The sequence below is a fragment of the Ensifer sp. genome, assembly GCF_035999185.1.
Taxonomy (GTDB): Bacteria; Pseudomonadota; Alphaproteobacteria; order Rhizobiales; family Rhizobiaceae; genus Ensifer.
Map to the genome: position 1 here is coordinate 68,899 of NZ_DASYHB010000132.1, position 12,791 is coordinate 81,689.

Consider the following 12,791-nt stretch of genomic DNA (forward strand, 5'->3'; position numbering starts at 1 on the left):
AGACCGGCCGCCGCCTAGATCGCCGTCCGCCGCGCATGCTCCAGATAGAGCTCGCGCAGGCGCTTGACGATCGGTCCGGGCACGCCCGATCCGATGGGCTTGCCGTCGATGCGGGTGATCGGCGCGACGAAGTTTGAAGCGCTCGTCAGGCAGGCCTCGCGAGCGTTGAGTGCCTCGTCCAGGGTGAACGGTCGCTCCTCGAGCGTCAGCCCCTGTTCGCGGGCCAGTTCGAGCGCTGCAAGTCGCGTGCAGCCCGGCAACGTCGCCTGGCTGTTGCCGCGGGTGACGACGCGGTTGTCCGCGGTGATGATATAGGCGGTGGAGGACGCGCCTTCGGTGACAAAGCCGTCTTCGATCATCCAGGCCTCGTCGCAGCCCTCGGCCTTGGCGATTCGCTTGGCAAGAACCTGCGGCAGCAGGCACACGCTCTTGATGTCACGGCGCGCCCAGCGCTGGTCGGGAACGGAAACGATCGAAAGCCCTTTCTCAGCCGTCGCCACGTTCACCAGCGTCTTTGCCTGGGTAAAAAGCAGCAGCGTCGGCTTGATATCGTCCGAGAACAGAAAGTTCCGGTCCTCGGCGCCGCGGGTGAGCTGGAGATAGACGACGCCTTCGACAAGGCCGTTCTCCTCTACCAGCCGCTTTTCGACGGCGACGATCTCCTCGGTCGACACCGGCAACGGCACGTCGATTTCACGGGCCGAACGCTCGAGCCGCGCCATGTGCGGAGCGCTGTCGACCAGCTTGCCGTCGAGCACGGCCGTCACCTCGTAGATGCCGTCACCGAAGAGGAAGCCGCGATCGAAGATCGAGAGGCGTGCCTCGTTCTCCGGCAGAAATTGCCCGTTGAGATAGACCGTACGAATGGGGGGCTGGGACATGGGAACTCCAGGGATTTGGATTTTCAAGGTTGCGGATCATGCCCGGCAAGACCCGCGGATAGAAGATCAGCCTTCACCAAGTGCGCGAAGCCGGTCGAGCGATATCGCTTCAACGGTGCTTGGCTTGCCGTTGGCCGCGTTGAAGCCATGCGTCGTCTGCGCCATGGTCAGCGAATTCAGGATCGCCTCTTCCGTCGCCTCGATCGCGGCCTCGAAGAGTGGCGACATCAGGTCGTTCGGCAGGTCGGGGTACTCGGCGATCTTTGCACGCCTTGCCTTGGTGCGACGGACAGACGGCGCTGTCGAAAACGCAAGGGCATAGTCACCGGAACCGTTGCTGAGCGCCGCACCTGTGCGCGCCAGGCCTCCGAACGCACGCTCGGCAAGGCGCTTCAAGTTGCGCGCCGAGAGTGGTGCATCCGTCGCCATGATGATGACGATCGAGCCGTCCTTGTCGTGAGTGGCCAGTGCCTCGTATGCCTGACCGCAGACGGTGAGCCGGCCGCCATAATTGGATTGGACCAGCACGCCGAGGGTAAAGTCCTCGCCCGCCGTCTTCACGCGCCGCGAGCTCGTACCGATACCGCCCTTGAGCCCGAAGGCAACCGTACCCGTTCCTGCACCGACCGCCCCTTCCTCAACCGGGCCGACCTTTGCAGCCGACAGCGCTGCGCCGATCTCGTCGATCGTCGGCCGCCCGGCCCGAATGTCGTTGAGGCGGGAATCGTTGGTCTCGCCGACGACCGCGTTCAGCGACACGACCCTCTCGTTGCCGGGTTGCGCCAGCGTCCACCGGTTGATCGCCTCGATGGCGCGTCCGGTTGCCAGCGTATTGGTGAGGACGACGGGCGTTTCGAGTTCGCCGAGCTCTTCTATCTGGGTGGAACCGGCAAACTTGCCGAAGCCGTTGAGTACGGCGAGTGCGGCCGGCACCTTGTCCTGAAAAAGGTTGCCGCCGTGCGGCAGGATGGCGGTCGCGCCGGTGCGGATGCGGTCTCCGTCGAGGACGGTCACATGACCGACCGCGACACCCTCCACATCGGTGATCGCGTTCAGGGGACCGGTTGCATAAACGCCCGGCTGAAAACCGAGGCTTCTAAGTCGTAAACGTTTGATATTTATCATTTTTTCGTCGTTTTCTCAGCCGACCCACCCGGTCACGAAGCAGTCATTTCGTCGCAGGCACCCTACCTGCATCGGCGGTAAAACGGCATCGCAAAAATGGAATAGTTTGATGAGAAGCCTGCAACTCCGGGATCGCGCTTGACCAATACGTTCGCAAATCGTTCGCCGCACCCACGCATCATCACAGGGCGACGGTAGTCGAGTGAAATAAAGCAGTTGCAACCATAAGAGACTGTTCACAAGTTCGCCTCGTTCTTGGCAAGGGAGCTCCCCATCCATGACGAAGCCGCTTGATACAAGCTCCGGCAGAACTGAGCTTGCAACGCCCGAAGCGGCCACAAGGCCGAGCCTCGGTATCAGGTCCTGCTCCACGCTCGTCGTCGGCAACATCATCGGTTCCGACTTCTATCTTTCGCCCGCAGCACTCGCTCCCTATGGCGCAGCCGCCCTCGATCGCGAGCGACGTTCTCCATCATCCTGAAGATCGTCGCGCAGCGGACCAGCGCTCGTTGCGGCGAAAAAAGGGCATACAGGGGGCCGCATCCGCATGACGAAATACGGCACCTGCCGTATTTTCCAGAGCGGCCCGCCGGACTAGTTTTCGCCCGCCCACGTCGTGAATTTCCGTTTTCCTTCCGCACCCTGCGCCACGGACGCGCCGCGAGGCAGGGCCTTGGGGAATCGTCTTGGAAAAGAACTGTCGTCGCGCCATTCACGTTGCCACACTCCTGTTGTCGACAGCCTTGCCGTCCATAGTCATCGCGCAGGATGCCGGCGATCCCCGTGATCCCGCGACTTGGCGAACAGCGGAATTCAACGCGCAATGGGGGCTGAGTGCGATCCACGCCGAGTATGCCTACATGCTGGGTTACGACGGCAGCGGCATCAAGGTCGGCGTGGTCGACAGCGGCCTCGACATAACCCACCCGGAGTTTGCCGGACGCTATGCGGAGGGGATCACCTATAATCCGGCAAAACCATGGAATCGCGACATTGACGGTCACGGTACGTCGGTTGCGTCTGTCATCGCCGCCAATCGCGACGGAGTTGGCATGCACGGCATTGCGCCCGGCGCGACGATCGTTTCCGTGGGGGGAATGGATGTCCCGGGCTATGTCGATTTTGATGCCACGAACTATGGCATTCGCAAACTTGTCGACCAAGGCGTTCGGATTTTCAACAACAGCCATGGCGGAGGGTTCATTGCCGACGTCACCGTCGAAGAGATCGAGAGAGACCTCAAGGAAAATCTATCAACCTACCGCTACGCCGTTTCGCGGGGCGCGCTGCTCGTCTTCTCAGCGATGAACGAGGGCAATGCGCAGCCGTCCGTTCTGGCTGGTCTTCCGCACCTTTTTCCCGAGCTTGAGGATGGTTGGCTCGCGGTGGTGGCGACAGGCCCCCAGCAAATGCCTGCTTGGTCGAACAGGTGCGGCGTCGCCATGAACTTTTGCCTTGCGGCCCCCGGTGGCACCGACGGTTGGCGATGGGATCAGGACAAGAGCGAATGGGTGTGGGTGGGAGATGCGGACGACATTCTCGTCGCCACTCCCGGCGGCGGATACACCAAGCAAACAGGCACATCGCTGGCCGCCCCGTTCGTCGCGGGGACGGCAGCGCTGGTCGCGCAGGCGTTTCCCTACATGACCATGGTTCAGATCAGGCAGGTCTTGCTGGGCACGGCCACCGACTACGGTAGCCCGGGCGTCGATACGGTGTTTGGCTATGGCATGGTCAGCGCCGGACGGGCGGTGCGCGGTCCCGGCAAGTTCGACTGGGGTGATTTCCATGTCACAATCGAAGATGGCCAGAGCGTCTGGTCCAACGACATCACCGGCGCGGGCGGCCTGATCAAGTCGGGTGGCGGGATCCTGACCCTGCATGGAGACAACACATATCAGGGCGACACACATGTCGAAGGCGGCGTTCTGGCGATCGGCGGCAGCATAGCGTCGCAGACTTTCGTTGGCGGCGAGGGTACGCTGTCGGGCAACGGCACCATCCGCGGCGATGTCGTCAACGACGGCGCCGTCAATCCCGGTTGGGGTCGCAAGGGCGGCGCTCTTGCCATAAACGGCAACTATCGCCAGGCCGGCGATGCGTGGTTCCTCGTCAATCTCGACGCGCCCGACGGCACGAGCCGGCTCGACGTCACCGGCAGGGCGGAGATCGCCGGTGCAGTCGACGTCAGGGTCAGGCCCGAAAACTACCGGGGTGATGGGCGCCACACCATCCTTTCGGCCCTCGGCGGCGTAACGGGGCGCTTCGACGATGACTGTGGCTGTCATGCCTTCCTCGATCTCACGCTCGCCTACGACCCGAATACCGTCTATCTCGATGTGGCGCGCAACGGCGTTGCCTTTGCGGATCTGGCGACGACCGGCAACGGCATGGCGGCAGCCTCGGCGATCGAGCGCCTCGGCATCGGCCGGGAACTGCATGATCTCGCCGTCACCCTCGACGGCTACACCGCCGCCGACCTCTTCGGACAGTTGCCGGGCGAAGTTCACAGCTCGACCGTCACGGGCCTCATCGAAAACAGCCAGCTCATCGACAACCAGATGAACGACCGTTTGCGTTCAGTCTTTGAAACCGTCGGCGCGAAGGCGCCGCCGATCGTGACGACCGACGAGATCATCACGGCGTCGATCTCCCCGGCCGAAACCGTGGGTGCCTGGGGCTCGGTCTTCGGGTCCTGGGGGGATACCGACGGCGATGGTCATGGAACCGCGTTGTCGCGTTCCACTGGCGGTTTCGTCGCCGGTCTTGACGGTGTCATCGGCAGCGACTGGAGGCTCGGCTTCCTTGGCGGCTACAGCCATTCCAGTTTCAAGGCCGACGACCGCCGCTCCGATGCATCGAGCGACAACTATCATCTCGGGGTCTATGGCGGCACGACGTGGGGCGCCCTGTCGTTCCGATCCGGCCTTGCCTATACCTGGAGCGAGATCGACAGCAGCCGGCAACTCGTATCGCCGGTCTTCATCGACAGCCTGACTGCGGACTACCGCGCCGGCACCACGCAGATGTTCGCGGAGTTCGGCTATGGGATTGAAGCCGGCGATCTCGCCTTCGAACCTTTTGCCAACCTCGCCCACGTCAATGTGCGCACGGACGGTTTCACCGAGAAAGGCGGCGCGGCCGCACTCACCGTCCACGGCGGCTCCAGCGACATGACCTTCACGACGATCGGGCTGCGCGCCTCGACCGGTTTCGAGCTTGGCATCACGAAGGCGACGGCACGCGGCCTCGTCGGCTGGCGGCGTGCCTATGGCGACGTCACCCCCAACCTTGCCCAGGCCTTCTCCGGTAGCGAGGCCTTTTCCGTGGGCGGCGCACCGATCGCGCGCGACAGCGCCGTCCTCGAGGCGGGCGTCGATTTCGCTCTTACGCCGACCGCAACGCTCGGCGTCGCCTATCAGGGACAGGTCGCGTCGGCGGCGCGCGATCACGGCGTCAGAGCCGATCTCACCGTCAAGTTCTGATGCTTCAAGCCCGTAGGCGGATCACGATGCCAGTTGATCCGGTGACATCGTCAGGCTGCGCGAATGGCTTGGCGGCGCGCCCATGATCTTGCGGAAGGCACGGCTGAACGAAGCCTCGGAATCATAACCGAGGCGATTGGCGACGTGGGCCACACGCTTGCCTTCCCGCAGCCACTGATGCGCCTGGTGCATGCGCATACGGGCGACGTAGCGCGCCGGCGTCTCGCCGACCGTATCGGCGAAGCGCTGGGCGAAACCGGAGCGCGACGCGCCCATGAGCTTTGCCAGTTCCGGCACCGACCAATCCTTGGTCGGGTCGAGATGGATGGCGGCCAGCACACGGCCAACCTCCGGATGCCGCACGGCCGCCAGCCAGCCGGTCGCCGTGCCGCAGCCATGCTCCACCCAGGCGCGGATGATCGTCGCGGTCAAAACGTCGGCGAGGCGCGCCAGGATACCACCCGAGCCGACGCGTTGCATTGCCGCCTCGCGCGTCATGGTATCGAGCAGCGACGGTATCGACGGCTCGCTCTTTGCAAGATCGCTGGTGCGCATGACCGACGGCATCAGTTGCAACAGCGGATGCAGCCTGTCGACGTTGAACTGCATGACAGCGAAGAACAGGAGGTTCTGGCTGTCCGAATTGGGGCACTGCACATCGACAATGCCGTCGCACAACTGGCGTTTCGGCAGGTCGCGAATCGAGATGGCAGGCAGCCCCGGCTTGCTCGCAAGCACATGGGCGTCGCCCCGTGGCAGCAGCACGGCGTCTCCAGGCGTCAACTCCATCCACGAACCATCCGGCGATTGCAAATGGGCGGAACCGGACGCCAGAAAATGAAATCGCGCCGGTTCCTGCTCGGGATAGGAGGTCGCCCATGGCGCACACGGCTGGCAGCGCCCATATTCGACACCATCGAGCCTCAGGCCGCGCAGGATTTCGGTTAGCGCATCAGTCATCCGGTATTCCATCTTTGGATAATCGGCACAGTGTTTTGGATTTTCTAGCATAGAAACTCCAGTTCGCCATGCATATTTTCATCACCACATGCAATGGAGATGAAAGTCATGGATGGTATTGTCGCCAAGCCCACGGGACAGGCGGATGAACGCGAAAAGCCGCTCTGGGCGGCCGTCGTGTCCCTGTCGCTCGGGGTTTTCGGCCTGGTCACGGCGGAGTTTCTGCCGGCAAGCCTGCTGACGCCGATGTCCGCCGACCTCGGCGTGACCGTCGGCGCGGCCGGCCAGTCGGTCACCACAACGGCGGTGGTTGCGGCCATCGCCGGCCCCGCGATCGTCGTCTACACCGGGCGTTTCGACCGGCGCACGGTTCTCCTCACACTGACGGCCCTGCTGGTCGTTTCGAGTTTGATCGCCGGCTTCGCCTCCAGCTTGCCGATGCTGCTTGCGGCACGCTTCCTGCTCGGGATCGGCCTTGGCGGTTTCTGGGCGCTCTCGCTTGCGCTTGCCATGCGGCTTGTTCCCGGCCGGCTGATGCCGCGGGCGATGGCCATCATCATGTCGGGCGTGTCGATCGCCACTGTCTGCGCTGCCCCGGTCGGCGCCTGGATCGGCGCGACGCTCGGCTGGCGCTACGCCTTCCTGCTTGCCGCCGCCGTCGGCATCGTCACCTTCATCGTGCAGGCGCTGACCGTTCCGCGGCTTCCTCCCGTCGGGACGACTGGCCTCGACACGATCCTCAACGTCCTGAAGCGCCCGGCGATCCGGCTCGGGCTTGCGACGATCCTTTTGGTCGTCACCGGCCATTTCGCCGGCTTCACCTACGTTCGCCCCTTCCTTGAGCAGGTGCCCCAGTTCGGCGTCGAAGGAATCACCGCCATCCTGCTTGCCTTCGGCATCGGCGGCTTCTTCGGCAACATTGCCGGTGGTTTCCTTGCCGAGCGTAGCACCCGATTGGCGATGATGTCGGCTGCAGCCGGCGTCGCGGTCACCACCCTGACGCTGGCTCTGGCAGGCGCACTGCCGGCCGTCGCCATCGCTGCCGTCACTGCCTGGGGCTTTGCCTTCGGCGCACTGCCGGTCAGCGTCCAGTCGTTCCTGAGCCGTGCGGCCGGTGACGAGGCCGAAGGTGCAGGTGCTGCAACGCTCACCACCTTCCAGATCGCGATTTCCACCGGTGCCATCCTCGGCGGCCTTCTCGTCGAACTGCAGGGACCGGCGGGCGTCTTCCTCTTTGCTGCAGTCGCCGCGATGCTCGGAACCTCCCTGGTTTCCGTCTACCGGGAGCGGACGCTGCAGGCTGCGGAGTAACATACCTAGGATCGGTGTGAGAGTGGCAACTCGCATCAGCGCCTGCCGGGCTCGAATGGGTCCGGCAGGCAAAGGTTTCCAAACGGCGCAGCGATCGGCGATGTCTGGCGACAAGCGTTGCACGAAGGCGCGGGCCGGCTGCGGCATGAGGCAAGACCAACGCCGCGCTGCCTATGCAGCAAGAGATCAATTCGCCGGAAGCCTTCGCTCTTTCCAGGTTGCCTTCGGCACTTGGCCCCCGATGGCGATGCTGAAGGAGGTCACTTCCGTCGCCTCTTCGTTGACGACGCATTTGAAGTCGACGTCGTACCAATTCGACTTGTGCTGATAGGCACCTCCGCTGGCGTCCATCCGGTTCTTCGAGATGAAGCCGCCTCTCGGCCCGAAAGGCACCAACCCCTCCGGCGGGCTATCCGGTCGTTGGCTGCGGATTTGCTCGAGCGCCTCGAGATTGCAGAGCTGCAGAATGCGCCGCTTGACCGGCAGGTTGATCAGCGCCTGTTTCACACGTGGGTCGGCGATCGACTTTGCCGAGTAGAGTTCCTTTGCTTCGGTCATCTTGCTCGGAACCGGCTTGAGTTCGACCTTCGCTGCGGCATCGGTCGGTTTTGCCTTTGCAGCCTCCTGTTGCGACTTAATGGTCTGCTCTTTCGCTTCAGGCGCTTCTTTTGGTTCAGGCTTGGCCTCGGCCACCGTCGCCGCGGCCTTTTCATCCGCCTTAAGCGTGGCGTTGTCAGGTGACTTTGCCGGCACGGCAAGGGTCGACAGGGGTTTCGGCTCTTTCACCGGTTCTTTTTTCTCAGCCGGGGCCACCTTTGCCGGCTCGTCCGCAGGCTTTGCCTTGTCGTCCACGGCCTTTTCCGGCCGGGACGGCTCGGTCTTTTTCTCCGTGTCCCTGGCGGCCGGCGGCAACTCAGCCTCCTTGTTGTCCTGCTTGGTCTTGGCCATGGCCGAGGCGAAGGACTGTGGCAGCTGCGGCGCCGGCTTGGGTTGCGGCTTCGGATCTGCCTTCGGCTGTGGCTGTGGCTTTGGCTCCGGTTTGGGCTCGGCTTTGGGTTTGGGCTGCGGCTTCGGCTGGTCCGCCTTTTTCTCTTCGCCTTTTTTGGGCCCCGCCTTCTTCTGCTCGGCCTGTTTCTGCTCGGCCTTTTTTTCCTCCTTCGCCTCCGGCGGGGGCGGCACGAGCTCGACGTTGACCGACTGCTCCTTCGGCGGCTTCGGCAGTTCCAGCGGCAGATCGAACAGCAGGAAGAAGGCGACGACGAGATGCAAGGCGACCGACACCGGCGCGCCCCATCCTAACCGTTCCCGCCATTTTCCCGCAAAGAGCTGCATCGCCAAGGAGATAACCCAACAGACGCGCGGAACCTAGGAACTTCCGCCGAACTCAACAAGAGGGGAAGCCCTCAAGGACGATCGGCTTGCAGAGCCCGTGCCGCTCTCGGTCAGGACCGGGTACAACCCGGCGGCGCGTCGGGTCGCCGTGCTTCGAACCAACCACCTGCTTGTCAAAAACGTTCTCGGCAAAAACGAGGCGGCGAAATCTGTTTCGCGCCAAGCGCCAATTTCGCACGATCATACCTATTATATAATTTCTATAGATTTAATTATTCCATCACGCCTCGAACGGCTCTGCCGGTGATGCGCAATGACATTCTTCTTTGGCTTGGGGGCCTTTCATGCAGCGAAATTCTACTCACCGAAAACTTTTCACAAAGGCCTTTGCCGCAACGGCAGCGCTGGCGGCTGGCCTTATCGCCACGTCAGCGCTTGCCGGCGAAACGCTCGACAAGATCAAGGCGCGCGGCGTCATCAAGGTCGGTGTCGGCACCACGCCGGGATTCTTCTCGCCCGACAGCAGCGGCCGCTGGCAGGGCTTCTTCGTCGATTTCGGCCGAGCCATCGCCATCACCGTGTTCAACGACGCCGAAAAGGTCGAGTTCACCAACTCCTCGCCGCAGCAGCGCCTGCCGGCGCTGCAATCGGGCGAGTTCGACATCCTGCTTTCGGGCGTCACCCAGACGGTGAGCCGCGCCTTCAAGCTCGGCTTCCATTTCGGCCCCATCGTCTTCTACGACGGCCAGGGCCTGCTGGTGCGCAAGGACCTCGGCGTCAGCAAGGGCGAGGAACTCGACGGCGCCACGATCGGCGTCCAGAGCGGCACGACCGGCGAACTCAATATCGCCGACTTCTTCCGCAAGACCGGCAAGGCCTTCACGCCGGTCACGATCGAAGAGACCGGCGAGTTCCTGAAGGCGCTGGACTCTGGCCGCGTCGATGCGCTGACGCAGGACGCGACCGACCTTGCCGCCAAGCGCACCCAACTTTCCAAGCCCGATGACTACGTGCTTCTGCCGGAACGCCTGTCGAAGGAGCCCTTGGCACCGGCGATCCGCGCCGGCGACGACCAGTGGCTCGAAATCGTCAACTGGACGGTCTACGCGACGATCCAGGCTGAAGAATTCGGTATCACCAAGGACAATGTCGACACGTTCCTGAAGAGCGAGGACCCGGCGATCAAGCGCTTCCTCGGCGTCGACCCGTCGCTCGGCGAAGCCATCGGGCTCGATCCGAAGTTCGCCTACAACATCGTCAAGACGGTCGGCAACTACGGCGAAATCTTCGAGCGCAATGTCGGCAAGGGCACGGCCCTTAACTTCGAGCGCGGCTACAACCAGCCCTGGACAGCGGGCGGCCTGCTCTATTCGCCGCCGTTCCGTTGAGCCGGTTCGTGGATTTTCCCATGACACGCCACCTCCAACCGGGCCCTTCGGGGCCCGGACTTGTCTCGCGCCTGCGCTCCTGGGTCGGGCCGCGGCCACTGCAGCAGGGCCTCGTCTTCATCGGCCTGCTCATGCTTTTCGCCTTTCTCGGCCAAAATACCGCCGACAGCATGCATCGGATGGGGCTGACGCCGGGCTTCGGCTTTCTCACCCATCAGGCAAATTTCGAGATCGGGGAGAGCCTGCTCTCCTATTCCGCCGGTGACAGCTATGCCCGCGCGCTCGCCGCCGGCATCGCCAACACGGTCAAGATCGCAATTTTCGGCTGCCTGCTCGCAACTCTGCTCGGGGTCGCGCTCGGCATTGCCCGGCTCTCGGGCAATCTGCTGCTGGCGAGCTTCGTCCACGCCTATGTCGAGCTACTGCGCAACACGCCACTGCTGCTGCAACTGTTCCTGTGGAGCGCCATCGTGCACGCCCTGCCGCCGCCGCGCGGCGCCTATTCGTTCGCGGACAGCATCTTTCTCAGCAATCGCGGGGTCTATCTGCCTGCCGTCTCGGTCGACGGCTTGCCGGCGGTAATCTGGCTGCCCATGGTTTTGCTTGCCGGCTTGGGCGCTCTCCTCATCTCCCGACGCTTGCTTGGCGGATCAACCTATTCTCTACCCAAGGCCGCCGGCGCCGTGATCGGCGCAATGGCGCTCTGTTACCTCGTGCTCGTTTCGCTCGGCTTCAGCGCCTCTGTCGAGATCCCGGCCAAGGGTGGCTTCAACATTCGCGGCGGGCTGTCGCTGACACCGGAATTCGCCGCCCTGCTGATCGGCCTCGTCGTCAATGCCTCCGCCTCGATATCGGAGATAGTGCGCAGTGGCATCCAGTCGGTGAAGTCGGGGCAATGGGAAGCGGCACGGGCGCTGGGCCTGAAGCCCGCTCAGATCCTGCGGCTTGTCGTGCTGCCGCAGGCGCTGCGCGTCATCACACCGCTGATGATCTCAAGCTTCCTGGATCTGACCAAGAATTCGAGCCTGGCGGTGGCGATCGGCTATCCGGATCTCGTCAGCGTTGCCAACACAACCGCCAACACGACCGGCCAGGCACTGGAGGCGATCATCATCATCGGCGCCGTCTACCTGACGATCAGCCTTGCGGTCTCCGCCGCCATGAACCTCTACAACCGGCGCGTCGTGCTGCGCGGGGAAGGTCGAAAGTGAGCCAGATCGAACTCGCCCCACCGGTCGCACCGGACTGGCAGCGCTGGCGCCAGGGTCTGTTCAGCGGCTGGGCCAACGGTCTTGTGACGCTCGTGACACTCGCTGCGATCCTGTGGCTGCTTCTTCCCTTTGTTCGCTGGGCCACAATCGATGCGGTTTGGACCGGCTCCGCAGCCGACTGCGCGCAGGATACGGCCGGTGCCTGCTGGGCCTTTGTCGGCGCCAAGCTGCGTTTCATGCTGTTTGCCTTTTTTCCTCCGGTGCTGCAGTGGCGCCCGGCACTGGTCGTCCTCGCCATTCTGGCGTTGCTCGCAGTGTCGGCCCTTCCCCGTTTCTGGAGCTTTCGGCTCGTCCCACTGTGGTTGGCCGTGCTTGCCGGAAGCTGGGCGCTGATGGCCGGCGCGGCGGGCATGGAGCCGGTCTCGACCAACCATTGGGGCGGGTTGCCGATCACACTTGCCGTCTCGATCGCCGGTCTTGCCTTTGCCTTCCCGATTGCCCTTTTGCTGGCGCTCGCCCGCCAGTCCAAGATGGGCATCCTGCGATCGCTCGCCATCACTTTCATCGAAGTGCTGCGCGGCGTGCCGATGATCGCTGTGCTCTACGTAGCGATGCTGATTGTGCCCATGGCGCTGCCGAGCGGGGCCGCGATTGACAAGCTGCTGCGCGCACAAATCGGCGTCACCCTGTTCTTCTCGGCCTATCTCGCCGAAGTGATCCGTGCCGGGCTGCAGGTCATTCCCGCGGGCCAGAAAGAGGCGGCGCTATCGCTGGGGCTAAGCCGGGTCCAGATGCTGCGGCTGGTCGTGCTGCCGCAGGCGCTCACAGCCGTTATCCCGGCGATCGTCAACCTGTCGATCGGCATCGTGCTCAACACGTCGCTTCTTGCCGTCATTGGCATCTACGATCTCTTGAACGCTGCCAAGACCTCGGCGACCGACCCCAACTGGCTCGGCTTTTACAGCGAGGCCTACATCTTTGCGGCGCTGGTCTACTTCACAATCTGCTTCACGGGGTCGCGCTACAGCCTGTGGCTCGAAAGGAGACTGAATGGCGCCGATCGCCGCTAGGCACGCATTGAACGGGGTTGCGCGCCGT

10 protein-coding genes are annotated in these 12,791 nt (G+C 63.4%); 6 read left to right on the forward strand and 4 right to left on the reverse strand.

What is annotated here, in order from left to right:
- Positions 1 to 14: 14 nt before the first annotated feature.
- Positions 15 to 881, reverse strand: coding sequence for a D-amino-acid transaminase (locus tag VGO04_RS17310; RefSeq protein WP_327497206.1), 867 nt, complete (start codon positions 879 to 881; stop codon positions 15 to 17).
- A 66-nt stretch (positions 882 to 947) separates the two neighbouring features.
- Complete coding sequence (locus VGO04_RS17315; RefSeq protein WP_327497207.1) at positions 948 to 2,006, reverse strand: P1 family peptidase; 1,059 nt, start codon at positions 2,004 to 2,006, stop codon at positions 948 to 950.
- A gap of 277 nt (positions 2,007 to 2,283) precedes the next feature.
- On the opposite strand from VGO04_RS17315, the gene VGO04_RS32975 reads away from it, so the two are divergent.
- Both VGO04_RS32975 and VGO04_RS17325 read left to right on the forward strand, forming a co-directional pair.
- Positions 2,284 to 2,487 (forward strand): hypothetical protein, encoded by a 204-nt coding sequence (locus tag VGO04_RS32975; protein ID WP_414650559.1) that lies wholly within the window; start codon positions 2,284 to 2,286, stop codon positions 2,485 to 2,487.
- A gap of 205 nt (positions 2,488 to 2,692) precedes the next feature.
- Complete coding sequence (locus VGO04_RS17325; RefSeq protein WP_327497208.1) at positions 2,693 to 5,491, forward strand: autotransporter domain-containing protein; 2,799 nt, start codon at positions 2,693 to 2,695, stop codon at positions 5,489 to 5,491.
- Positions 5,492 to 5,512: 21 nt separating this feature from the next.
- Here VGO04_RS17325 and VGO04_RS17330 read toward each other — a convergent pair whose 3' ends face one another.
- Positions 5,513 to 6,451 carry an AraC family transcriptional regulator gene (locus tag VGO04_RS17330; RefSeq protein ID WP_327497209.1) on the reverse strand — a complete coding sequence of 313 codons (939 nt, stop codon included), beginning with the start codon at positions 6,449 to 6,451 and terminating at the stop codon, positions 5,513 to 5,515.
- A gap of 108 nt (positions 6,452 to 6,559) precedes the next feature.
- On the opposite strand from VGO04_RS17330, the gene VGO04_RS17335 reads away from it, so the two are divergent.
- Positions 6,560 to 7,762 (forward strand): MFS transporter, encoded by a 1,203-nt coding sequence (locus tag VGO04_RS17335; protein WP_327497210.1) that lies wholly within the window; start codon positions 6,560 to 6,562, stop codon positions 7,760 to 7,762.
- Positions 7,763 to 7,948: 186 nt separating this feature from the next.
- Here the strand turns inward: VGO04_RS17335 and VGO04_RS17340 are convergent, their stop codons facing one another.
- Positions 7,949 to 9,043 (reverse strand): DUF930 domain-containing protein, encoded by a 1,095-nt coding sequence (locus VGO04_RS17340; protein ID WP_327497211.1) that lies wholly within the window; start codon positions 9,041 to 9,043, stop codon positions 7,949 to 7,951.
- Between the two features lie 395 nt (positions 9,044 to 9,438).
- Here VGO04_RS17340 and VGO04_RS17345 point away from each other — a divergent pair, with 395 nt between their 5' ends.
- From VGO04_RS17345 to VGO04_RS17355, 3 genes are read left to right on the forward strand one after another with little or no spacing between them, the layout of a single operon-like run.
- Complete coding sequence (locus VGO04_RS17345; protein WP_327497212.1) at positions 9,439 to 10,482, forward strand: amino acid ABC transporter substrate-binding protein; 1,044 nt, start codon at positions 9,439 to 9,441, stop codon at positions 10,480 to 10,482.
- Between the two features lie 20 nt (positions 10,483 to 10,502).
- The gene (locus tag VGO04_RS17350; RefSeq protein WP_327497213.1) at positions 10,503 to 11,693 is read left to right on the forward strand and encodes an ABC transporter permease subunit; all 1,191 of its coding nucleotides are present in this window, start codon (positions 10,503 to 10,505) and stop codon (positions 11,691 to 11,693) included.
- Positions 11,690 to 12,763: an amino acid ABC transporter permease gene (locus VGO04_RS17355; RefSeq protein ID WP_327497214.1), complete on the forward strand. Its 1,074-nt coding sequence runs from the start codon at positions 11,690 to 11,692 to the stop codon at positions 12,761 to 12,763. The genes VGO04_RS17350 and VGO04_RS17355 overlap by 4 nt, the downstream gene beginning before the upstream one ends.
- The last annotated feature ends 28 nt before the right edge of the window (positions 12,764 to 12,791 follow it).

Bases quoted from the DNA above. Each gene is read 5' to 3' on its own strand.
- VGO04_RS17310 (WP_327497206.1), bottom strand. From the start codon at position 881: ATGTCCCAGCCCCCCATTCGTACGGTCTATCTCAACGGGCAATTTCTG.
- VGO04_RS17315 (WP_327497207.1), bottom strand. From the start codon at position 2,006: ATGATAAATATCAAACGTTTACGACTTAGAAGCCTCGGTTTTCAGCCG.
- VGO04_RS32975 (WP_414650559.1), top strand. From the start codon at position 2,284: ATGACGAAGCCGCTTGATACAAGCTCCGGCAGAACTGAGCTTGCAACG.
- VGO04_RS17330 (WP_327497209.1), bottom strand. From the start codon at position 6,451: ATGACTGATGCGCTAACCGAAATCCTGCGCGGCCTGAGGCTCGATGGT.
- VGO04_RS17335 (WP_327497210.1), top strand. From the start codon at position 6,560: ATGGATGGTATTGTCGCCAAGCCCACGGGACAGGCGGATGAACGCGAA.
- VGO04_RS17345 (WP_327497212.1), top strand. From the start codon at position 9,439: ATGCAGCGAAATTCTACTCACCGAAAACTTTTCACAAAGGCCTTTGCC.
- VGO04_RS17350 (WP_327497213.1), top strand. From the start codon at position 10,503: ATGACACGCCACCTCCAACCGGGCCCTTCGGGGCCCGGACTTGTCTCG.